Raw genomic sequence first — 22,388 nt, 5'->3', positions numbered from 1 at the left:
ATTTGCGCGGGGATGCCCGGGCAGGCACGGGGACGGCCGGGTACGCCGACAAGGCTGGGGAACTGAAAAGGACGAGTGGGCGGGGCCGGAGGCCGTCACCCGCTTTCCTGCAAGCCGGGCGGCCAATTCGCAGGGGCCGCCCGTAAGGGATAATATGTCAGATGCGGCGGGTGAGCACGAATTGCTGGCCGCCGGAGCTGGTGCAGTTGAGCTGGTTGGGGGCCACCAGCGCGCAGTTCACATTGCTGGTGGTCTGGCGGATCAGCGAGCGCATGGTGATCTCGACATTGCGGGCATCAGCCATGCGGTAGCTGCCTTCGGCCAGCTTGTTGCCGGTGTCGAGCGCGTTGGTTGCGAAAATGCCGCCGGAGAACCGCGAGACGGCAACACCGTCGGTGCTCATCCATTCGCCTTCGACGCCTCTCGGGGCCATGTTGACCGGGCCGCCACCGACCATCGGCCCTGCACCCACGCAGCCGGCCAGCGCTGCCGCTGCCGCTGCAACAGCGGCGATCGAAATCAGATTGCGCGCAATCGTCATGGTCTGAAAATCCTCTCCTCAGTCCGCATTCATGTTCATGCAATCGCCCGCTTTTCCGGCGATTGCAAGCAATTGATAAATATGCCTCGGCGCCAAACGGCTCAACGGACCAATATGTTACGGAACTGCCACGGGTCCTGCGGATCTATATCTTCCGGGAACAGGCCGGGGCGTCCCTCCAACGGGGTCCAGTCGGTGTAGAACCCGCTTACCGGACCCAGATAGGGCCGCTGCACCTCAAGGCAACGGCGGTAATCCATGGCATCGGTGTCGACGATGCCGGCCTGTGGATTTTCCAGCGCCCAGACCATGCCGGCAAGCACCGCCGCGGTGACCTGCAGGCCGGTGGCGTTCTGGTAGGGCGCGAGCTTGCGCGCCTCTTCCAGCGAAAGTTGCGAGCCGTACCAGTAGGCGTTCCTGGCGTGGCCGTAGAGCAGCACGCCGAGCTCGTCCTTCCCCTCGACCAGCTCGTCCTCGTCGAGCACATGCTGCACGGGCTGCGCCTTGCCGCCGGCGCCGAACATCTCGTGCATGGAAAGCACCGCGTCGTTGCAGGGATGGTAGGCGTAGTGGCAGGTCGGGCGATAGGCGACGGAGCCGTCGGCTTCGCGCACGGTGAAGAAATCGGCGATCGAGATCGCCTCGTTATGGGTGACGAGGAAGCCGTATTGCGCGCCCGGCGTCGGGCACCAGCTGCGCACGCGCGTATTGGCGCCCGGCTGCTCCAGGAAGATCGCGGCCCTGGAACCGGTCTGCTGCTCGCGGGCGTTCGCGGGCTTCCATTTCTCATGCGTGCCCCAGCCAAGCTCGGCCGGTTGCAGCCCCTCCGCTATGAAGCCCTCCACCGACCAGGTGTTCCAGAACACATTGAGCGGCTTGGGGTTTTTGGTGAGCTGGGTGTCGCGCTCGGCAATATGGATGCCTTTCACACCGGTCTTCCGCATGAGGCGCGCCCAGCCGTCGCGGTCGCTCGCCGCCGGCTCGGTGAATTCGAGGCCGAGATCCCTCGCGAGATTGACCAGCGCCTGCTTGACGAACCACGACACCATGCCCGGATTGGCGCCGCAGCAGGAAACGGCGGTGGTGCCGCCCGGCTGCTCGCGTATCTCGCGCACGACGGTTTCGCGCAGCGCATAATTGGTGCGCGAGGCATTGTCTGCCTGCGTGTCGAAATAGAAGCCGAGCCACGGCTCTACCACCGTGTCGATGTAAAGAACGCCGAGTTCGCGGCACAGGCGCATCAGGTCGAGCGACGAGGTGTCGACCGAGAGGTTGACGCAAAAACCCTGACCGCTGCCCTGCGTGAGAAGCGGGGTCAGCAGTTCGCGGTAGTTTTCCTGCGTCACCGCCTCTTGCAGGAAGGCGATGCCGCGCTCGTCAAGAAGGTGACAATTGTCGTCGCGCGGGTCGATAACGGTCATGCGCGACTTGTCGAACTTGAAATGGCGCTCGATGAGGGGAAGCGTTCCGCGTCCAATCGATCCGAAACCGATCATCACGACAGGGCCGGTTATCTCACCGTGTACGGGCCATTCGCCATTCGCCATTCTTTATCCACTCCATGGGGTCGCGCGGCGGCATGTCATTCGGGCCGGCCGTAAAAACTGCCAGAACACAGTTTGGCGTTACAATAAAGAGGAAATCTGGAGGCGCTTCAGGTGGTCGTCGCCATTTTTCCGAGCACCGCAACCAGCCGGTCACGGTCGGCGGTCAGCCCCTTGTAGTCGAGCTGGGCCAGATCGAGCGCGGCGAGCTGGCTGGCGAAAGAGGCAGCGATGCTCGCGCGGTCGGGATGACGGGACAGCACCGCCAGCGGATCGAGATAGATGCGGATGGTGAAGAGAATGTCGCGCGAATTCGGCAGCCTGCGCAACGTCTGTCGCTCGACGCGGATGAAGGCCTGCGCGGCAAGCTCGTCATCGCTGAATTTCGATGGGCGGTTGGTGGCGCGGTCGATACGCTGTTGCTGAGAGAAGGGCAGGAAGAGGACATTCCCCGCCTGCAGCGACCAGTTGAAGCGTTGCACGGGCTGATCGACCAGCAGGTTGTCGAATATGCGCTGAATCATGCCGGCCGTGCGTGTGCCGGGCCCGAAGGCGGGGACCGGCTCATGAATGTCCTGCAGCGTGTGGCCGAATTTCTCGCCGAGCGACCAGGAGGAGGGAAAGCAGAGCGACCCCGCCACCAGCCGCCAGCCGTCCTTGCTGCCGCGCATCAGGATCAGGTCTTCCGGCACCAGTAGGGAGGCGGTGCGCAACGGCGGCAGCTCGGTTGAATCAGTCGCGACATGGCGGCCCGTGCCCAGAATTTCGATGCCTGTATCGCTGCGCCTGTAGGTTCCGGGAAAACGCCCGGCGAGATAGGGCACCAGCATGTCCAGCACTTCCTGCTGCGCGGCGCGGGTCCCAGCTTCCTCGACGAATACCTTGTCCGGCACTGCCGCATAAAGCCGGTCTTTTTCAGCCAGACAGGTCTCAAGATCGGCGCCGAGTTCTATCCACTCGTTCGGATCGAGTGTTTTCAGCGCGATGGTGAAAGGCTTGGTCGAACCGTCATAGGGCGTATGTCTGGGCATGTCGTTCAAGGCTGCTTGTTCCCCATTTTCCTGGCCTTGGGGTGGAGATAAGCAGCCCCCGACCGGGCGTGCAAGCATGGTTTGCTAGACCAGTCGGGCAGGAATGAGCCCGCGCAGCGAATTGCCGACATGGAGCGCGCGGGCGCTGCGCAGGTCATCCAGGGTCAGCACGGCTTCGGTTGCCTTGCCTGTGTCGAGCAGTTCGGCGCGCAGTACCCCGGCGAGAAGGCCGCAGGCCAGCCTCGGGGTCAGGAACGGATCGCTGCCCATGTCCGCGAAGACGGTGGTGATGGTTCCTTCGCAGACATGACCGGTTTCGTTGAGCAACAGAACCTCGTCCGCGGCCTCGCGTGAAAATTCGGCCCGCGCGGTGTCGTAAACATCTCGTCGTGTCGTCTTGTGGCACAGCAGCGGATCGGCGGAATCGAGCCGTGTGTCCGCGACGGCAAGGGTCCAGACCGTGTCCGGCGGCAAGGGCACGAAAGGCTGGATGGTGACGTTGGCGCGGCCTTCACGGTCGAGCGCCAGCCGCACGCGCAGTGGTGCGTCACCGCCCACGCTGCGCACCATGGCCTGCTCGATGGCGGGGCGCTCAAAAGCAAAGCCAAGCGCGCGCGCCGATGCTTCCAGACGCGCCATATGCCGGACGATGCGCACGAAGCCTTCGGCCGGCTCCCAGCGCAGCGTTTCGATCAGCTCGAAGCCGGCGGTGTTCCCGTCGCAAAGCGGGCTTTCAGGAGACATTCCGCATATTCCTCCTCAGCCGTGGAATCGAAGACGACGCCGCCACCGACATTGTAGACGGCGCTGCCGTCCGGAAAGAGAGAGATAGTGCGGATGGCGACGGAAAACCGCATCGTGCCATTCGGTGCGATCCAGCCGATGGCGCCGCAATAGGCATCGCGTGGCATGCCTTCCAGCTCGCGCAGGATTTCCATCGCGCGAATTTTGGGCGCGCCGGTGATCGAGCCGCAGGGGAAGAGCGCGGCGAAGATGCGCGCGATCGGCAGATCGGGCAGAAGCTTCGCGCGCACGCGGCTCACCATGGTGTGCAGCGTGGGATAGGTTTCGACCTTGAAAAGCTCCGGCACATCCAGCGATCCGACCTCGCTGACGAGCGAGATGTCGTTGCGCAGGAGATCGACGATCATGCGGTTTTCGGCCTGGTTCTTCGGGTCGTTGCGCAGGAATTCGCGCTGCGCCTCGTCTTCCTCAGGCGTGTTGCCGCGCGGGGTGGTGCCTTTCATCGGGTGCGTCTCGATCCAGCCGTCCGCATCGACCTGAAAGAACAGTTCCGGCGAGCGCGACAGCACCACCGGATCGCCAAGCGAAACCAGCGCGCCGTATTTCACCGGCTGGCGTTCGGTCAGCGCGTTGAAGGCGGCAAGCGGGTCGCCCGACCATTGGGCATGGATCGGGAAGGTGAGGTTGCCCTGATAGCAGTCGCCCTGCCGCAGATGCTGGTGCAGGCGTGCGAAACGGCTGGCGTAGTCGGCCTGCGACCATGTCGCACGCGCGTCGAAGATCGGGCCGTTTGTCGGGGTGTCGGCGGGTGCGGGTGCGACGTTGTCGGACGGCGCATCGAATACGCCAAGACAGACCAGCGGCGCGCGCCGCCCGTCAGGCAGGATCGGCCGCAGCTTGGGTTCCAGCAGGTAGCCGGCCTCGTAGGAAAAATAGCCGGCAAGCCATTTCCCCTCCTCATGGGCTGTCTGGATGGCGTCCAGCGCCGGAAAGAAACCTTCCGGCGTATCAGCGGTGATGATCTCGCGCGGCCGGTCGAACAGGAGTTCGTGGCCGGCGCGGTCGTCGCGGAAAAGAACGAAGGGGCTAGGCATGCTGGTCAGTGCCGCTGCGATGGGATTGGCGCTTCACAGTGCAATTGCATCGATTGCCGACCCTCGGGCGTCCCTCAATCCAAGGCTTCCAGTTCATCGATCAGATTGCCGATGACGGCAAGCCCGATCTGCCAGAAGGCGGGATCGGAAGCATCCAGCCCGAATGGCTTCAGCAGTTCGGAATGATGCTTGGTGCCGCCGGCGCGAAGCATGTCGAAATACTTCTCCTGGAAGCCGCGTTCCGCGTTCTGGTAGACCGCGTAGAGCGAGTTCACCAGGCAGTCGCCGAAGGCATAGGCATAAACGTAGAACGGCGAATGGATGAAGTGCGGGATGTAGGTCCAGAAGGTCTCGTAGCCGTCGCGCAGCTTGATTGCCGGCCCCAGGCTCTCGGCCTGTACCTCGAGCCAGAACTGGCCGATGCGATCGGAAGTCAGTTCGCCGTTGCGGCGCTCGGTATGCACCTTGCGCTCGAATTCGTAGAAGGCGATCTGGCGCACGACCGTATTGATCATGTCCTCGACCTTCTGGGCGAGCATGGCCTTGCGCTCGCGCTTGTCGGTGGTGCGCTCCAGAAGCGAGCGGAAGGTGAGCATCTCGCCGAAGACGGACGCCGTTTCGGCAAGCGTCAGCGGCGTGGCGGCCATCAGCGCGCCCTGGTCGCCGGCCAAAACCTGATGCACGCCGTGGCCAAGCTCGTGCGCCAGCGTCATCACGTCGCGCGGCTTGCCCATGTAGTTGAGCAGCACATAGGGATGCACGGAGGGCACGGTGGGGTGCGCGAAAGCGCCCGGCGCCTTGCCGGGACGCACCGGCGCGTCGATCCAGTGGCGGTCGAAGAAGGTGCGCGCGATGTTGGCCATGTCGGGCGAGAACTGCCCATAGGCCGACAGCACGGTGTCTTTCGCCTGTTCCCATCCGATCGTCGCCTGCGGTGTTTCGGGCAGCGGCGCGTTGCGGTCCCAGTGGTTCATGGTTTCCATGCCGAGCCAGCGCGCTTTCATCGCATAGTAGCGGTGCGACAGGCGCGGATAGGCCTCGCGAACGGCAGATGCCAGCGCATCCACGACGCTGCGCTCGACGCGGTTGGCCAGATGGCGGGAGTCGGCGATGTCCTGGAAGCCGCGCCAGCGGTCGGAAATCTCCTTGTCCTTGGCCAGCGTGTTGGTGATCAGCGTGAAGCTGCGCAGGTTCTTCTTGAAGGTGGCGGCCAGCGCTTCCGACGCCTTGCGTCGCACCTCGCCATCGGCGTCCTGAAGCCGGTTCAGCGTCGGCTCCAGCGTCAGTTCCTCGCCATCGACGTCGAAGCGCAGGTCCGACATCGTCTCATCGAACAGGCGGTTCCATGCGCCACGCCCGGTCACCGACTTTTCGTGGAACAGCTGCTCGATGCGATCCTCGAGCTGGTAAGGCTTGTCGAGGCGCAGGTCGATCACCCACGGACGGTAGTGGTCGAACGCCGGGTCGGCATCCAGCGCAGCCATCAGGTCGGCATCCTCGATGAGGTTCAGCTCCAGCGCGAAGAACAGCAGGTGGGAACTGGCATCCGTCAGCTTTTCCTGCACGTCACCATAAAGCTTGGCGCGCTGCGGATCGGCGGTGTCGCCGGCATAGACGAGGCCGGCATAGGAGCCGATGCGGCCGATCAGCTCCTCGATCTGCTCATAGACGCGCAGGGCTTCGCCGAGTTTGCCCTCGGCCTTCTTCCTGGCTTCGGTGGCAAGCGTGCCTTTCCAGCGCTGTTCGAACGCGATGGCGTCGTCGCTTGCCCTTTTCAGGTCGCGCCGCAGTTCCGGCGCGTCCATGGCCGGATAGAGATCGGTCAAATCCCACTCCGGCAGATTGCCCAGATCGGCCGCGCCATGCGCGGAAGCCAGAGGAGCGTTGTTCCGCTCGGGAACTGTGCGCATCGCGTTTCCTTCCGATTTCAAGACAAGGAAAAGGCCGGGAAAATCTTAAGGACTTCATTCACCGGCTTTTTTGAAACCTTATTTAGAACCCTGTGCCAGGATGATCCATACGGCAACAGTTCTCTCTATAGCGATTCTCCCAAGAATTCATGTCAGCTTCCATTCTGATAGTCGATGACGATCCGGTGCAGCGCAGGCTGCTTGAAGCTGCCGTTACCCGGTTCGGCTATCGTGGGGTCAGCGTCGATGGCGGTGAGGCGGCGCTGAAGACGCTCGACGCGCAGGGCGGGGAGATCGCGGCCCTTATCCTCGACCTGTCGATGCCCGGAATGGACGGCAATACCGTGCTGAAGACGATGCGCGAGCGCGGCATCGCGCTACCCGTCATCGTGCAGACCGCGCAGGGCGGTATCGACACCGTGGTGACCGCCATGCGCAATGGCGCTTTCGACTTCGTGGTGAAGCCAGCCTCACCCGAGCGGTTGAAGACGGCTCTCACCAATGCGTTGAAGGTGGAGGCGCAGGCCGGTGCCGCCACGCGCTCGGTGCGTGGCGGCGGCGTGCTCACCTTCAGGGATCTCGTCACGCACAGCCCGGCGATGGAACGGGTGATCCGGCTGGGGCAGAAGGCGGCCGCCTCCAGCATTCCCATCCTGGTCGAAGGCGAATCCGGTGTCGGCAAGGAACTGGTCGCGCGCGCTATCCAGGGGTCGAGCCCGCGCCGGTCGAAGCCCTTCGTCACGGTGAATTGCGGCGCGATCCCCGACAATCTGGTCGAAAGCATCCTGTTCGGGCACGAGAAGGGCTCGTTCACCGGGGCCACCGAAAAGCATACGGGCAAATTCGTGGAAGCGCATACGGGCACGCTTTTCCTGGACGAGATCGGCGACCTGCCGCTCGATGTGCAGGTCAAGCTCCTGCGTGCGGTGCAGGAAGGAGAGGTCGATCCCGTCGGCGGACGAGGAACCGTCAAAGTCGATATTCGCCTTATTTCCGCCACGCATCGAAACCTGCTGGAGCGGGTGAAGGAAGGCGGGTTCCGCGAAGACCTGTTCTACCGGCTCAACGTCTATCCGATCTTCGTGCCGCCGCTGCGCGATCGCCGCGACGACATCCCCCACCTTGTACGGCACTTCATGGCGAAGGTGCCGGCGCAGCCGCGCGGGCGGGTGATGGACATTTCGACGCGAGCGCTTTCCATGCTGCAGGCCTATGACTGGCCGGGCAATATCCGGCAGCTCGAAAACGCCGTCTTCCGCGCCACCGTGCTGTGCGAAGGCGATGTGCTGACGCAGGAGGAATTCCCGCAGATCCGCGCGCAGGTGGAAGGCGTTGTCGTGCTTGAAGAAAATACCGCGGCCGCCGGGCCTCGACCCGAGGAGCCGGCAGCCGCTTCCCGGCCTGCAGAGGCGCGCCGCGACGATCCACCCTCAATGGCGGAGGTCAAGGGCGGGTTCGGATTGGTCAAGGCGCTGGACGCGCGGGGCAATGTGCGTTCCCTGGCCGAGGTGGAACTGGAGATGATCAAGCTCGCCATCGACCACTATAACGGGCAGATGAGCGAGGTTGCGCGCCGGCTGGGCATCGGCCGTTCGACGCTTTACCGCAAGCTCAAGGAGTATGGCATCGACCCCGATACGGGGCGCGTTGAGCGGCTGATTTCGTAGGCTGCAAGCCTCGTGAAACCCGTCAACACTTGGTTTACCATGTCGCGGCGGGTCATTTTTTGCACTGGATATTGCCATGGTCTCACCGCATTTGACCTTCAATAAGCAGTGATTAACCATTAGGATAGATATTCGGGCGATAGCACATCCGTCGCCCGGGGATTCAAATCCGGGGACAAACGGCACTCTGTAGGGCCTTTTGATTTGATTACCATCGAGCGACCCATAAAACGGCGCGATCTCGAACCGAACGGCTGGCGCAAACTGCTGGCTGCCTCGCTGATCGCCTTCGGCTTCCTCACCTTGGCGGCGGCGTCAGCCAGCGCCGAGACGCGGGCCTTGAAGCTCTATTTCGTCCACACGGGCGAAAAGGATGAGATCGTCTACAAGCGCAATGGCCGTTACGATCCGGCCGGCCTGAAGAAGATCAATCACTTCCTGCGCGACTGGCGCCGCAACGAACCCACCAAGATGGATCCCCGGCTTCTGGACCTGATCTGGGAAACCTATCGGGCAACCGGTTCGCGCCAGTACATCAACGTGGTTTCCGCCTATCGCTCGCCGGCGACCAATTCCATGCTGCGCGGCCGCACCAAGGGGGTGGCGAAGTCGAGTCAGCACATGCTTGGCAAGGCGATGGACTTCTACATTCCTGGCGTGCCGCTCAAGAAGCTGCGTGAGATCGGCCTCAAGCTGGAGGCTGGCGGCGTCGGCTATTATCCGACTTCCGGCTCGCCCTTCGTGCATTTCGATGTCGGCAATGTGCGCCACTGGCCGCGCATGAGCCGCAAGGAACTGGTGGCGCTGTTCCCGAACGGCAAGACGCTTCATGTGCCGAGCGACGGCAAGCCTCTCCCCGGTTTCCAGCAGGCGCTCGCAGCTTACGAATCGCGCAAGAGCAGTGGTGAACTCGCCATCGCCATGGCGGGCAGCAGCTCCACCAAGCGCTCCGGCGGTCTGCTTGCCGCCCTCTTTGGCGGTGGCGGCGGTGCCGACGAGGAAGAGGACAACAGTCCAGTCGTGGCTTCGGCCGCACGTGCGCCCGCGCCGAAGGTCACGGTCAAGCCCGCAGAGCCTGCGGCACGGCAGGCTCCCGCTCCCGCGGGCGGTGGCATCCAGATCCTGTCGCCCGACGAGGCCCAGCGCGCCGACATTCCGGGCGTGACCGCGTCGCAGCCTGAACAGCCGGTCCAGACGCCTGAAACCATCATTGCCGCGCTGCCCGCGCGCAGCGTACCGGTGCCGGCGCTTGCGCCGCGGCCGCAGGTGGCCGTGGGTGAGGCGATGGTCGCCTCCGCCGCCGCGCCGGCCAATATTCCCTTCGGCATGGCGCGCGAAGGCGCACAGCCGGAAGCAACGGTGCAGGAAGTTGCCTTCAACGTGCCGCTGCCGACGCACCGGCCCGACTATACGCCGGCCGTTGCCGACGGGCAGAAGCCGCAGGATGCGATTCTGCTTGCATTGGCTGACGAGGCCGACAGCAAGCCGCGCGCGGCGCTGGCTTCGGCCATGGTTCCCCTGCCATCCGGCCGGCCTGCCGTGTCGCAAGCCGATATGGTGGTCGCGGCACTTCCGCAGGTCCGCCCGACGCTGCCTGAACAGCCAGCGATGGAACAGGCGGCCAGTGCCGCGGATGCTGCCGCCGTTGCCGCCGAACTGGAGGCAAGCAAGGCGCGCATGGCGGCACTCACCAACGCGACCGGAATGGCGGCAGAGCGGACGGTGAACGCCGACACTGTGGTTGCGCCGGCTGTCAAGACGACGGCGAAGGCCGCCCGCGCTACGGCGCAGCCTGCCAAGGCCGATCGCAAGCCCGTGACGGTCGCCGCTGCTCCCGAGGCGGCCAACTGGGTGCTGCGCAGCGATTATGTCGCCCAGGCGACAGAAGGCACGAAGGCACCGTCCTTCGCCTACAACGTCGTTCGCACCGCGCCGCGTGAGGTCTATACCGCCGGCTTCCAGCAGGGCAACCAGGTGGCGGACGCCAGCCGCTTCACCGGCAAGGCCGTGCAGTTCCTGTCGGTGGCCCGCTTCGAGACCAACTGACACCGCTCGACCGCTCGACAAAAAAAGCGCCGGACTTGCCGGCGCTTTTTGTTTGTAGCATGGAGCTTGTCGCCGTTTTCGCCCGCTGAAGCGGATAGCGCGCCTATCACGCATTCATGCGCCTGGCTCGTTTACACTCCACATGAACGGAGAGGCGGGGCGATGCCGGTGCATCGCCTCTGCCGATAATCTGTCGGCCTGCTATTTCATCCCGGCTGCTTCGCGAGCGAGCTTTTCAATGCCGGCCCAGTCACCGGCCTTGACCATTGCATCCGGCGCGACCCAGGAGCCGCCGACGCAGATCACGTTGGGCAGGCCGAGATAGTCGCGCGCATTTGCGGTGGTGATGCCGCCCGTCGGGCAAAAGCGTATGCCCGCAAAGGGCGAAGCCAGCGCTTTCAGGAAGGCCGCGCCGCCGGCCTGCTCGGCCGGAAAGAATTTCAGGAAATCGAGCCCGGCTTCGCGCGCCATCATGATCTCGCCGGGCGTGATCGCGCCGGGCAGGAGCGGCACGGGGCTGTCACCCGCCGCCGCCAGCAATTCGCGTGTCACGCCGGGACTGACGATGAATTTCGAGCCGGCGTGCGCCGCCTCCTCGAACTGTCGGGCATCCAGGATCGTGCCTGCGCCGACCACAGCATCCTCGACCTCGCCGATGACGCGGCGGATGGATTCCAGCGCCACGCCCGTTCGCAGGGTGATTTCGATGACCCGCAAGCCACCTTTTGCCAGGGCGCGCGCGAGCGGCACCGCATGGGCGGCCTCCTCGATTTTCAGGACCGGGATGACCGGCTGTCCGTCGAGGAGGGAAAGGAGCTTTTCAGTCTTGCTGGACATCGCGTCTCTCTGCGTTCGGAAAGATTTCAACCGATTTAGCAAACGATGCGCGGCAAGTCACCAAACCATTGCGTCACGATCTTGCGAGCAGCTCTTTCATCCGCCCCCAGAAGCCGGCCGGGCGGCGTGGCTGCGGCGATCTTCCGGGAAGAGCCACGGTAGGCGACGTTTCGCGCATGGACGCTTCGCTTTCCCCTGCCGGGCTTTGCGAGGTGGCGGCGGTTGCGGCCAGCGTCGGCAAGAGCGCGCGATAGCGCTCATAAGCGACGGCGAGTTTGGTGTGATAACCGCTCGCGCGATAGCCGGGGCCGTTGTAGCCGCGGGCGAATGCAGCCCAGTCGTGCGCGCGCAAAGCGGGGGCGAGGCCGGCCTTGTCGATATAGCGCGCCATCAGCCGCACCTGTCCAGCAATGCCGCTGCGCGCCTGCGCCGCCAGCGCCTCGACATCAGCATAACCCAGCCAAACCCAATGTGCGCCCATGACCTGGCCGATGCCCCAGGAAACGGATTCATAGGCCGCCTTTCGGTCGATTTTCTCGGCGCGCGCCAGCATTCGCCAGCGCGCCTCTTGCGTGCGCGGGTTGACCACCGCGCCAGCCGTAGGGGCCGAAAGCCCGAGCGCACGGGCTCTGGCCTGTTTCTCGGCGGAAAGTCGCCGGTCGAAATAGTGCCCCTCGAAGCGGATCAGCGGTTCGTCGCGCCCGTCCAACCGCGCAAACGCTCTTCCGCCGCTTTCGATCTCGGCAATGGCGAGCAACCCTGCGGGATCGAGGCTCAGCTCTCGTGCGGCGGCCATGATTTCGTTGATGGTTTTTTTGTCGAACATGATGCGGCAGTCTCCCTTTCTGATGCGCCGATTGTGAGGGGCTGCGGCAGGCAGGGGATAAAACGGCGGAAAATGGCATCGGGCTTCACGGATTTGCTGTTCGCAACCCCTTGCGGCAGAAGGCTTTTCCAACATGCCTTGAAACCTGGGCCGTCAGGCGTTACTGCCGCTGCCGATGACCCCGTCCAGAAATGATTTCCGAGTTGCCGCGCTCTACCGGTTCTGCCGGCTTGAAGCATTCGAGGAACTGCGCGCGCCATTGGCCGCCTTTTGCTGCTCGCACGGCATCAAGGGCACGCTGCTTCTTGCCCGCGAAGGTATCAACGGCACGGTGGCCGGCAGCGACGAGGCGATTGCCGAGTTGATCGGTTGGCTGGAAGCCGTTCCCGAATTCACCGGGCTGGAAGTGAAGTACAGCCACGCGGCCGAAATGCCGTTCCACCGCATGAAGGTGCGGCTGAAGCGCGAAATCGTGACGATGGGCGTCGAGGGCATCGATCCGCTGGAAGGCACCGGCGCCTATGTCGCGGCGCAGGACTGGAACGCGCTGATCGCCGACCCGGACACCATCATTGTCGATACGCGCAACGACTATGAAGTGGCGATCGGCACGTTCCGCGGTGCGGTCGATCCGAAAACCAGCAGCTTTCGCGAGTTCCCGCAATGGGTGGAAGAGCATCGCGATGAATTGCAGGGCCGCAAGGTGGCGATGTTCTGCACCGGCGGCATCCGCTGCGAAAAGGCGACGGCCTATGTGAAGTCGCTCGGCATCGAGGATGTGTTTCACCTCAAGGGCGGCATCTTGAAATATCTCGAGGACGTGCCTGCCGAAGACAGCCTTTGGGAAGGCGAGTGTTTCGTCTTCGACGAGCGCGTCGCGGTTTCGCATGGGCTGGAGCAGGGCGAAACGACATTGTGCCGGGCCTGCCGGCATCCGCTCACGCCCGAGGAACGAGCCTCGCCGCAGTTCAGCGAGGGCGTTTCCTGCCCCCATTGCCATGAACTTCGCAGCGACGGGGATCGCGCCCGCTATGCCGAGCGCCAGCGCCAGGTGGAGCTTGCCGCACGACGCGGCACGACCCACATCGGAAGCTGACACGGGCGATTTTGTCGGCTCCGAAACGGGACATCCGTCTCGATTACGGCAGAAATGGCCGGCTCGTCATTGTAATGTCGCGATGCGCCGCCTACCTCACGGGCACCGAACCCGCCTGCGTGACCGTGGGCCTATTGAGTGGAGGACTGTATGCTCGACCCCAAGAAGCTGCTTGACGATCTGCTTGGCTCCAATGTGCCAGGCACGAAATCGACGGTGCGCGGTGCGGCTGGCCAGGCAGTGCAGCTTGCCAAGGACAATCCGCTGGCCACCGGTGCGCTGATGGCGGTGTTGCTTGGCACAGGCGCGGGGCGGAAGGTCACCGGCTCTGCCGTAAAGCTCGGCGGCCTCGCCGCGATCGCCGGCCTTGCCTACAAAGCCTATCAGGGCTATCAGGGAGGTGCAAAGCCCGCAGCGCAGACGGCAGCCGAGCCGGAATTGCTGCCGCCGCCGGCCGATACCAGCTTCCATCCTTCGCAGGCGCCGCAAGGCGAGAATGAATTCGCGCTTGCTCTGGTGCGCACCATGATCGCGGCGGCCAAGGCCGACGGCCATGTCGATGAGGAGGAGCGCGGCCGGATCGCGCAAAAGCTGGGCGAGGCGGAAGTCGGCAGCGAGGCTGAGAGCTTCCTGATCGGCGAGCTTTCACGCCCGACGGATCTGGATGCGCTGGTGGCGGCCGCTCACACGGATGCGCAGAAGATGGAGCTTTACACGGCCGCGCGGCTGACCATCGAGCCTGACACGCGCGCCGAGCGCGGCTTTCTCGATATGCTGGCTGGCCGGCTCAAATTGCCCGATGCGCTGGTCGATCACATAGAAGCCACCGTTTCTTCCGTAAAGACGCCGATGGTGATCGAGCCCTCCGCGGCCAGCGCCTGAGGCCGTTAAGGTTTCATTAACCTTTGAAGCGCAGGATTCTAGCTATCGGATCCGCTCTTCTCCTCCCAAGTGTGATCCAGATTAGGGCGGTCGCCAATGACCGCCCTTTTTGTGTGCCGCTTCCTTTCCGCGACTTGCCTCATCAAGCCTCATTTGCCATGCCTTCATTCCAAACGGAGGTTCAGGAATGGCAAACGGCAAGACGGCGGTAGTGACCGGTGCGGGGACCGGTATCGGCAAGGCGGTGGCGGCGGCGCTGCTCAAGGCAGGCTGGAACACGGTATTCGTGGGGCGCCGAAAGAATCTGCTGGACGACGCCATTGCCGCCGTGGGCCCCACCGAGGCGAAGGCGCTCTCGCTTGCCTGCGATATTTCGAAGGCGGATGAGGTGGAGGCGCTGTTTGCCGACGTGGAGAAGGCATTCGGCCGGGTCGACCTGCTCTTCAACAATGCCGGCATGGGTTACAAGTCGACGCTGATCGACGAAATCCCGGTCGAGGTCTGGAACGAGGTGATCGACGTCAATCTCACCGGCTCCTTCCTGTGTGCCCGCGCCGCCTTCGGCGCCATGCGCCGGCAGAACCCGCAGGGCGGGCGCATCATCAACAACGGGTCCGTTTCCGCCTATGCGCCGCGGCCGGGTTCCGTACCCTATACCGCGACCAAGCACGCCATTACCGGCCTGACCAAGACGCTGGCGCTGGATGGGCGGCCCTTCGACATCGCCTGCGGGCAGATCGACATCGGCAATGCGCTTACCGAGATGGCCGTACCGATGACCCAGGGCGTGCCGCAGGCCAACGGCACCATCGCGCCCGAGGCGGTGATGGACGTCGAGCGCGTGGCCGAGGCGGTGCTCTACATGGCCGGACTGCCGCTCGATGCCAATGTCTTGTTCATGACCGTGATGGCGACCAAGATGCCCTATGTCGGCCGGGGTTGACGTGGTGGCTGCCGAGTAAAGCGAGATGTTTTAATCATAAAATTTCATGCTTGAAATGTAGCTAAGGGAGTGCGATCCTCTTTCGGATAATGAGGGAACAGCCGGATCTTCCGGCAGGGATATATCGCATGGCAGAGGCTGAGAACCCGGCTCAAGGCGCCCAGATGGAATTTCGCGGGCGCATGTCCTATGGCGACTACCTCCACCTCGAGAAGGTGCTGGATGCGCAGGAGCCGCTTTCGACGGCGCATGACGAACTCTTGTTCATCATCCAGCATCAGACCTCCGAGCTCTGGATGAAGCTGGCGATCCACGAAATCCGCTCCGCCATCTCGGCGATCCGCGGCGACGATTTGCGACCCGCCTTCAAGATGCTGACGCGCGTGGCGCGCATCTTCGAGCAGCTCAACAATGCCTGGGACGTGCTGCGCACCATGACGCCCAGCGAGTACACCCAGTTTCGCGGCGCGCTCGGCCAGTCGTCCGGCTTCCAGTCCTACCAGTATCGCGCCATCGAGTTCCTGGCCGGAAACCGCAACCTCGCCATGCTGAAGCCGCATGCGCATCGGCCCGAGATCCTCAGCGCGCTGGAGGACATTCTGGCAAGTCCGAGCCTCTATGATGAGGCGATCCGGCTGCTTGCGCGCAATGGCTTCGATGTCGGTGCGGAGGCCGAACGCACGGACTGGCGTGGCGCGCGGCCGGAAAACGAGCAGGTGCTGGCCGCATGGCGCGACATCTATCGCGAGCCGGGCCGTTATTGGGCGCTCTATGAACTGGCCGAGAAACTGGTCGATTTCGAAGATTATTTCCGGCGCTGGCGCTTCAACCACGTCACCACCGTGGAGCGCATCATCGGGCTGAAGCGCGGCACCGGCGGAACTTCCGGTGTTTCCTATCTGCGCAAGATGCTGGAGGTTGAACTGTTTCCGGAACTCTGGAAAGTTCGTACCGAACTATAGCGGGGGGCGGTTCGCGACGTGGGCCGGTTCCAAGGAACAATGGGAGGAAAAACAGTCATGAGAAGAATTCTCACAGCAAGTGTGCTTGGCCTGTCGCTGGCGGTGTCAGGGCTCGTCGCCCATGCCGATCCGATGAAGGTGGGCATGATCACCACGCTTTCGGGCGGTGGCGCGGGTCTCGGCGTCGACGTGCGCGACGGTTTCATGCTGGCGCTCAAGCAGGCCGATGCCAAGGACATCGAAGTCGTCACCGAGGACGACGCGCAGAAGCCCGAGCTGGCCGTGCAGATCGCCGACAAGATGATCCAGAGCGACAAGGTCGATGTGCTGACCGGTATCATCTGGTCGAATCTGGCCATGGCCGTGGTGCCGAACGCGGTTGCGCAGGGCAAGTTCTACCTCTCCACCAATGCCGGCCCTTCGGCGCTGGCGGGCGAGAAGTGCGACAAGAATTATTTCAACGTCGCCTACCAGAACGACAATCTGCACGAGGCGATGGGCAACTACGCCAACACCGCCGGCTACAAGAAGGTGTTCATCATGGCACCGAACTATCCGGCCGGCACGGATTCGCTCACCGGTTTCAAGCGCTACTACAAGGGTGACCTGTCCGGCGAGGTCTACACCAAGGTCGGCCAGACCGACTACGCCGCCGAGATCGCGCAGATCCGCGATTCCGGCGCCGATGCCGTGTTCTTCTTCCTGCCCGGCGGCATGGGCATCGCCTTCATGAAGCAGTATGCGCAGTCCGGCGTCGAAACGCCGGTGATGGGCCCCGGCTTCTCCTTCGACCAGGACGTTCTGGGCGCCATCGGCGATGCCGCGCTCGGCGTGAAGAACTCCTCGCACTGGTCGAAGGACCTCGACAACGCGGCCAACAAAAGGTTCGTGGAAGGGTTCCAGGCCGAATATGGCCGCCTGCCGTCGCTCTATGCCGCGCAGGGCTATGACACCGCCAACCTGCTGGTCGCGGCCGCTGCCAAGGCCAGTGTGAAGGATGCCGATGCCTTCCGCGCGGCGCTGAAGGAAGCGCAATTCGATTCTGTGCGCGGCAAGTTCAAGTTCAACACGAACAACCATCCGATCCAGGACATCTACGTCCGCGAGGTCATCAAGGAAGGCGACGTGCTGACCAACAAGATCGTGGCCACCAGCTTCACCGACCATGAGGACGCTTACGCCAAGGACTGCAAGATGTAAGGAGGGGCGCTGGCTCCTGAATATCTTACCCCTCTCCGTCTCGGCCTGGCTCTCCCAGTTATAGCGAGCCAGGCGCGCCGCTGCGTTTCCTCGCCCCTGCGAAGTGGGGAAGAAGGTGTCGAGCGCAGCGGGACGGAGAGGGCGAATAAATCAAGAAAGCGAAGCAATTTCGCTTCCACCCGACCGATGGAAACCTGACCCTTGTCCACCGCGCTCCTGATCGAGCAACTTCTCAACGGGCTGCAGTTCGGCGTCATGCTGTTCCTGATGGCGGCCGGACTGACGCTGATTTTCGGCGTCATGGGCCTCATCAATCTGGCGCATGGCTCGCTCTACATGGTCGGCGCCTTCGCCTGCGCGGCCGTTGCGGCCGCCACCGGTTCCTTCTGGCTCGGCCTTGCCGCCAGCCTCGCGGCGGCTGCTGCGGCGGGGGCGCTGGTGGAGATCGTGGTGATCCGCAGGCTCTACGAGCGCGACCATCTCGACCAGGTGCTTGCGACCTTCGCGCTCATCCTGATCTTTTCGGAAGGCACGCGCTGGCTGTTCGGCTCCTTCCCGCTCTATCTCGACATTCCTTCGGCGTTGTCGGGCGCGGTGGAACTGCCCGGCGGCGCGCGCTATCCGCTCTATCGTCTGGCCATCATCGGCGTGGGCATCGTCGTGGCCGCCGGCCTCTATATGCTGATTTCCAAGACGCGGCTCGGTATGCGTATCCGTGCCGGTGAGTCCGACCGCGAGATGATCGGCGCGCTTGGCGTTGACATCCGCACGCTCTACACCGTCGTTTTTGCCCTGGGCGCAGCCCTCGCCGGGCTTGCCGGGGCGCTGGTCGGCGCGCTGCAATCCGTGCAGGTGGGCATGGGCGAGCCGGTGCTGATCCTGGCCTTCGTCGTCATCGTCATTGGCGGCATCGGCTCCATCAAGGGCGCTCTGATCGGCGCGATACTGGTGGGACTGGTCGACACACTCGGCCGTTTCCTGCTGCCGAAACTGTTCGTCGCTTTCATGGGACCGTCGCAGGGCACCACGATGGGCGCGGCGATTGCTTCCATGCTGATCTATGTGGTCATGGCCTTCATCCTCGCCTTCCGGCCACGCGGCCTGTTCTCGGCCAATGCGTGATGGGGTCGGCATGACACGCGAAACCGCAATCGGCCTCTTTCTCGTTGCCGTGCTTCTGGCGTTTCCGCTGGTGGCCTCGGCGATGGGCGAGCCATTCTACATAACGCTTGCCACGCGTATGGCCGTGCTGGCGCTTGCGGCTGTCGGGCTCAATGTCGCGCTTGGGCTCGGCGGGCTGGTTTCCTTCGGCCACGCCGCTTTCTTCGGCATCGGCGGTTATGTGGCCGGCATTCTTGCCAGCCACGCATTCAACCAGGAGCCGATCTTCTCGACGCCGTTCGCGTTCATGGGCAGCGACCGGATGCCGGTGGTCTGGCTGTTCGCAATGCTGGTCAGCGCGTTGGTGGCGCTGCCCATCGGCGCGATCAGCCTGCGCACCTCGGGCGTCTATTTCATCATGATCACGCTCGCGTTCGCGCAGATGATCTACTATTTCGCCATGTCCTGGCCGGCTTATGGCGGCGAGGACGGACTGTCGATCCTGTCGCGCAACACGTTTCCGGGCCTTAATACGGCCAACCCGCTCAGCCTGTTCGCTGTCTGCTACGGGCTGCTGCTGGTTGCCCTACTGGTCTTTGCGGTGCTGCGCGATTCCCGCTTCGGCGCAGCACTTCTGGCCAGCCGGCAGAATGCGACGCGGCTTGCGGCCGTCGGCATCGCGCCCTTTCCGGTGCGGCTTGCGGCCTTCGTGATTTCGGCGGCCATCACCGGGCTTGCCGGCGCGCTCTACGCCGACCTCAACCGTTTCGTCAGCCCATCCATGCTGTCGTGGCAGATGTCGGGCGAGCTTATCGTGCTGGTCATCCTCGGCGGCACGGGGCGGCTGTTCGGACCGGTGGCGGGCGCCATGCTGTTCGTCATGATCGAATTCGTCCTCGGCGGCATCACCGAGCGGTGGCAGTTCTTCCTCGGCCTTATCCTGCTCGGTGTGGTGCTGTTCGCGCGTGGCGGTCTGGTCGGTGTCCTTGCAGGAAAGGTGCGCCATGGCTGAGCCCGTCCTTTCCATCCGTGACCTGCGCAAGACTTTTGGCGCGCTGAAGGCGACCGATGGCGTAAGCCTTGATCTCAGGCCCGGCGAAATCCATGCGCTGATCGGCCCCAATGGTGCCGGCAAATCCACGCTGATCCACCAGATCGCCGGTTCGCTTCGGCCGGACAGCGGCAGCATCCGTTTTCTTGGACAGGATGTCGGCGAACTCGGCGTGGCAGCGCGGGCGCGGATGGGCCTTGGCCGCAGCTTCCAGATTTCGTCGCTGGCGCTTGAGTTTTCGGCGCTGCGCAATGTCATGCTGGCCGTGCAGTCGCGGCAGGCGTCGAGCTTCCGCTTCCTGAAGGGCGTGATGCGCGACCGCTCGCTGACCGAACCCGCTATGGCCGCCCTGGAGCGCACCGGGCTTGCCCCACGCGCACATGTGCCGGCGGCCGAACTGTCACATGGCGAGCGCCGCCAGCTCGAAATCGCCATCGCGCTGGCGCTTGGTCCCAAAACCTTCCTGCTGGACGAGCCGATGGCCGGCATGGGGCCGGAAGGATCGCGCGCGCTCACTGCATTCCTCGACGGCTTGCGGCAGGAAGCGCCGATCCTGCTGGTCGAGCATGACATGGATGCCGTATTCGCTCTGGCTGACCGCATCTCCGTGCTGGTTTATGGCCGTATCATCGCCAGCGGCACGGTGGACGAAATCCGCAGCCATCCGGACGTGCGTCGTGCCTATCTCGGAGAAACGGCATGAGCCTTCTTGAGATTGGCGGGCTGGAAAGCTTTTATGGCGCTTCGCAGGCGCTGTTCGGGGTCGAGCTTGCCGTGGAACAAGGCGAGGTCGTGGCGCTCATGGGCCGCAACGGCATGGGCAAGACCACCACCATCCGTTCCATCCTCGGATTGATGCGGCCGCGGGCCGGCACCATTCGTCTGGGGGACAGGGAGGTTACGGGCATGCAGCCGCATCGCATCGCCCGCCTCGGCATCGGACTGGTTCCGGAAGGCCGCCGCTGCTTTCCCAACCTCACCGTTCAGGAAAACCTCGTCGCCGCCGCACGGCCCGGCGTCTGGACGCTCGCGCGCGTCAACGACCTGTTCCCTCGGCTGGCGGAGCGCCGCGACCAGTATGCCAACACGCTGTCGGGCGGTGAACAGCAGATGCTGGCCGTCGGCCGCGCGCTGATGACCAACCCGAAGCTGCTTATCCTTGATGAGGCCACCGAGGGTTTGGCGCCGGTCATCCGGCAGGATATCTGGGCGGCGATACGCCGCCTCAAGGCAGAGGGGCAGTCGATCCTTGTCGTGGACAAGACACTGGCCGAACTGATGCCGGTCGCCGACCGCTGCTTCGTTCTGGAAAAGGGGCGCACGGTCTTTTCCGGCGCTCCGGCAATGCTGACGGCCGAACTGCAGGACCGTTATCTCGGCGTCTGACGCTGGAAATCGTAGAATTGGAGACGACCCCATGACCACCGAATCCATCCATGAAGTGCTGCATCCGGCGAACTGGAAAGCGGCCAAGGGCTATGCAAATGGCATGCTTGCGGACGGCCGCGTCGTCTATCTCGGCGGACAGATCGGCTGGAATGGCGATCAGGTGTTCGAGGAGAAGGGTCTGGTGGGCCAGACACGGCAGACGCTTCAGAACATCGTCGACGTCTTGAAGGAAGCCGGTGGCCGTCCGGAGCATATCGTCAAGCTCACCTGGTACATCATCGACAAGCAGGACTATCTCGCCAATGTGCGCGAGATCGGCGCAGCTTACCGCGAGGTTCTGGGCAAGCATTTCCCGGCGATGGCGATGGTGCAGGTCGTGGCGCTGATGGAAGATGATGCCAAGGTCGAGATCGAGGCGACGGCGGTGCTGCCGCGCTGATTGACGCCTGACATTTGCAAAACGGCATTCGCGGCGGGCATGTCCCGCCGCTCCTCTTTTCAGCGCAGCCAGTCGGCCAGCGAAGGTCGGAAATTTCCGGCACGGCCGCGCATGGCTTCCGCCGCGCACATGGAGTTCAGCACGGCTTCCTGCGTGGCTTCGGTGGCGGCGCGGAACAGCTTGTCGATGCGGTTCTCGTTCAGCGCTCGCATCGAGATGAGATCGCTCTTCTCGTCGTGGTCGATGGTCGTACCGGTGGTGAAGCCGATGGCGATGTCGCCGCTGCCATGACCCCAGAAGGCGCCCAGCCGCGCGAGCCCGGCGCCGCAACGGCGCGTGACACGTTTCAACTGGCGATGCTCCAGCGGGATGTCGGTCGCGAGGATGATGATGACCGAGCCCTTTTCCGCCTCCCTGGCGGACTTCGGAGAGGGGCGACGGCCGTCCGGCAGCACGAGATCGCCGGCGCGGCCGAAATTGGAAAGCACCAGCGTGCCCAGATGGAAGGTCTGGCCATCGAGTTCCAGCTGGCGCGAGGATGAACCTATGCCGCCCTTGAAGCCGAAGCAGGTCATGCCCGTGCCAGCGCCGACATTGCCCTGTTCGACCGCGCCATCGTGTGCGTTCGCCAGCGCCTGCCGCGCATGTTCCTCGGTGACGGCCATAGCTTGAATATCGTTCAGTGGCCCGTCATTGCACTCACACACAACGGGGTTCACGGTTGCGGTCTGGCGGCCGATGTCGGGATTGGCGGCGATTGCCTCGCGGATCAGCGCGTTGGCGCAGGTGCCGACGCCGAAAGTGTTGGTGAGCAGGATCGGCGTTTCCAGCGTGCCGAGTTCGTCGATCTGCACAACCCCCGTGCTCTTGCCGAAGCCGTTGATCACGTCGCTCGCGGCCAGCACCTTGTTGCGGTAGGGGTTTCCGGCATGCGGCCGCACGGCGGTAACGCCGGTGTTGATGTCGCCCTCGCGGATCGTGTGATGGCCGACGCGCACGCTGGGCACATCGGTGATCGCATTCTTTTCGCCAGTGGGAAGAATTCCGCAGACGATACCCAAATCCCGTGCGTTCACCGCTACAAC

21 protein-coding genes are annotated in these 22,388 nt (G+C 63.8%); 12 read left to right on the top strand and 9 right to left on the bottom strand.

All coding sequences use genetic code 11. The features are described 5' to 3' along the window. Positions 1-157 precede the first annotated feature (157 nt). From omp10 to C7441_RS13155, 6 genes are all read right to left on the bottom strand, one after another. The gene (gene omp10 / locus C7441_RS13180; RefSeq protein WP_019171003.1) at positions 158-541 is read right to left on the bottom strand and encodes an outer membrane lipoprotein Omp10; all 384 of its coding nucleotides are present in this window, start codon (positions 539-541) and stop codon (positions 158-160) included. A gap of 101 nt (positions 542-642) precedes the next feature. Continuing rightward, positions 643-2,088, bottom strand: a complete 1,446-nt coding sequence (locus C7441_RS13175) for a homospermidine synthase (protein WP_109613245.1) — start codon at positions 2,086-2,088, stop codon at positions 643-645. Positions 2,089-2,195: 107 nt separating this feature from the next. After that, positions 2,196-3,116 (bottom strand): heme-dependent oxidative N-demethylase family protein, encoded by a 921-nt coding sequence (locus C7441_RS13170; RefSeq protein ID WP_170125120.1) that lies wholly within the window; start codon positions 3,114-3,116, stop codon positions 2,196-2,198. 84 nt (positions 3,117-3,200) lie between these two features. Beyond that, the gene (locus tag C7441_RS13165; protein ID WP_109613267.1) at positions 3,201-3,860 is read right to left on the bottom strand and encodes an aminotransferase class IV family protein; all 660 of its coding nucleotides are present in this window, start codon (positions 3,858-3,860) and stop codon (positions 3,201-3,203) included. Next, positions 3,809-4,954, bottom strand: a complete 1,146-nt coding sequence (locus C7441_RS13160) for an aminodeoxychorismate synthase component I (protein WP_109613243.1) — start codon at positions 4,952-4,954, stop codon at positions 3,809-3,811. Before C7441_RS13160 ends, C7441_RS13165 begins: the two co-directional genes overlap by 52 nt. A 74-nt stretch (positions 4,955-5,028) precedes the next feature. Continuing rightward, positions 5,029-6,864 carry a M3 family oligoendopeptidase gene (locus C7441_RS13155; RefSeq protein ID WP_109613242.1) on the bottom strand — a complete coding sequence of 612 codons (1,836 nt, stop codon included), beginning with the start codon at positions 6,862-6,864 and terminating at the stop codon, positions 5,029-5,031. A gap of 149 nt (positions 6,865-7,013) precedes the next feature. On the opposite strand from C7441_RS13155, the gene C7441_RS13150 reads away from it, so the two are divergent. Together C7441_RS13150 and C7441_RS13145 are read left to right on the top strand one after the other, a co-directional pair. Beyond that, positions 7,014-8,531 (top strand): sigma-54-dependent transcriptional regulator, encoded by a 1,518-nt coding sequence (locus C7441_RS13150; protein WP_109613241.1) that lies wholly within the window; start codon positions 7,014-7,016, stop codon positions 8,529-8,531. Positions 8,532-8,735: 204 nt separating this feature from the next. Continuing rightward, positions 8,736-10,577, top strand: coding sequence for a peptidoglycan L,D-endopeptidase MepK (locus tag C7441_RS13145; RefSeq protein WP_109613240.1), 1,842 nt, complete (start codon positions 8,736-8,738; stop codon positions 10,575-10,577). Between the two features lie 201 nt (positions 10,578-10,778). On the opposite strand, the gene C7441_RS13140 is transcribed toward C7441_RS13145, so the two are convergent. Both C7441_RS13140 and C7441_RS13135 read right to left on the bottom strand, forming a co-directional pair. Continuing rightward, complete coding sequence (locus C7441_RS13140) at positions 10,779-11,414, bottom strand: 2-dehydro-3-deoxy-phosphogluconate aldolase (protein ID WP_109613239.1); 636 nt, start codon at positions 11,412-11,414, stop codon at positions 10,779-10,781. Between the two features lie 73 nt (positions 11,415-11,487). Continuing rightward, positions 11,488-12,240, bottom strand: coding sequence for an N-acetylmuramidase family protein (locus C7441_RS13135; RefSeq protein ID WP_109613238.1), 753 nt, complete (start codon positions 12,238-12,240; stop codon positions 11,488-11,490). A gap of 175 nt (positions 12,241-12,415) precedes the next feature. Here C7441_RS13135 and trhO point away from each other — a divergent pair, with 175 nt between their 5' ends. From trhO to C7441_RS13085, 10 genes are all read left to right on the top strand, one after another. Continuing rightward, positions 12,416-13,336 carry an oxygen-dependent tRNA uridine(34) hydroxylase TrhO gene (gene trhO, locus C7441_RS13130; RefSeq protein ID WP_109613237.1) on the top strand — a complete coding sequence of 307 codons (921 nt, stop codon included), beginning with the start codon at positions 12,416-12,418 and terminating at the stop codon, positions 13,334-13,336. A 150-nt stretch (positions 13,337-13,486) separates the two neighbouring features. Continuing rightward, the gene (locus C7441_RS13125; RefSeq protein WP_109613236.1) at positions 13,487-14,218 is read left to right on the top strand and encodes a tellurite resistance TerB family protein; all 732 of its coding nucleotides are present in this window, start codon (positions 13,487-13,489) and stop codon (positions 14,216-14,218) included. A 187-nt stretch (positions 14,219-14,405) separates the two neighbouring features. Next, on the top strand, positions 14,406-15,161 hold the full coding sequence (locus tag C7441_RS13120; protein WP_109613235.1) for an SDR family oxidoreductase: 756 nt from the start codon (positions 14,406-14,408) through the stop codon (positions 15,159-15,161). 128 nt (positions 15,162-15,289) lie between these two features. Continuing rightward, positions 15,290-16,123, top strand: a complete 834-nt coding sequence (kynA, locus tag C7441_RS13115) for a tryptophan 2,3-dioxygenase (RefSeq protein WP_026060149.1) — start codon at positions 15,290-15,292, stop codon at positions 16,121-16,123. A gap of 57 nt (positions 16,124-16,180) precedes the next feature. Next, positions 16,181-17,323 carry an ABC transporter substrate-binding protein gene (locus tag C7441_RS13110; RefSeq protein WP_109613234.1) on the top strand — a complete coding sequence of 381 codons (1,143 nt, stop codon included), beginning with the start codon at positions 16,181-16,183 and terminating at the stop codon, positions 17,321-17,323. A 201-nt stretch (positions 17,324-17,524) separates the two neighbouring features. Beyond that, positions 17,525-18,445 (top strand): branched-chain amino acid ABC transporter permease, encoded by a 921-nt coding sequence (locus C7441_RS13105; RefSeq protein WP_109613233.1) that lies wholly within the window; start codon positions 17,525-17,527, stop codon positions 18,443-18,445. A gap of 10 nt (positions 18,446-18,455) precedes the next feature. Next, positions 18,456-19,436 (top strand): branched-chain amino acid ABC transporter permease, encoded by a 981-nt coding sequence (locus C7441_RS13100; RefSeq protein ID WP_109613266.1) that lies wholly within the window; start codon positions 18,456-18,458, stop codon positions 19,434-19,436. Next, entirely contained in the window at positions 19,429-20,178 is a 750-nt protein-coding gene (locus C7441_RS13095) for an ABC transporter ATP-binding protein (RefSeq protein ID WP_019170987.1), read from the top strand. The genes C7441_RS13100 and C7441_RS13095 overlap by 8 nt, the downstream gene beginning before the upstream one ends. Next, a complete protein-coding gene (locus tag C7441_RS13090; RefSeq protein ID WP_109613232.1) occupies positions 20,175-20,861 on the top strand; it encodes an ABC transporter ATP-binding protein in 687 nt (228 codons plus the stop codon). Before C7441_RS13095 ends, C7441_RS13090 begins: the two co-directional genes overlap by 4 nt. A gap of 31 nt (positions 20,862-20,892) precedes the next feature. Continuing rightward, positions 20,893-21,303 carry a RidA family protein gene (locus C7441_RS13085; RefSeq protein WP_019170985.1) on the top strand — a complete coding sequence of 137 codons (411 nt, stop codon included), beginning with the start codon at positions 20,893-20,895 and terminating at the stop codon, positions 21,301-21,303. 59 nt (positions 21,304-21,362) lie between these two features. On the opposite strand, the gene C7441_RS13080 is transcribed toward C7441_RS13085, so the two are convergent. Beyond that, complete coding sequence (locus tag C7441_RS13080; RefSeq protein WP_425326586.1) at positions 21,363-22,379, bottom strand: DmpA family aminopeptidase; 1,017 nt, start codon at positions 22,377-22,379, stop codon at positions 21,363-21,365. Positions 22,380-22,388: the final 9 nt, after the last annotated feature.

Source organism: Pseudaminobacter salicylatoxidans (assembly GCF_003148475.1).
In the GTDB taxonomy this organism is placed as follows: domain Bacteria; phylum Pseudomonadota; class Alphaproteobacteria; order Rhizobiales; family Rhizobiaceae; genus Pseudaminobacter; species Pseudaminobacter salicylatoxidans.
Note: the sequence above shows the minus strand (reverse complement) of the source record. Positions and strands in the feature narration are given on the sequence as shown.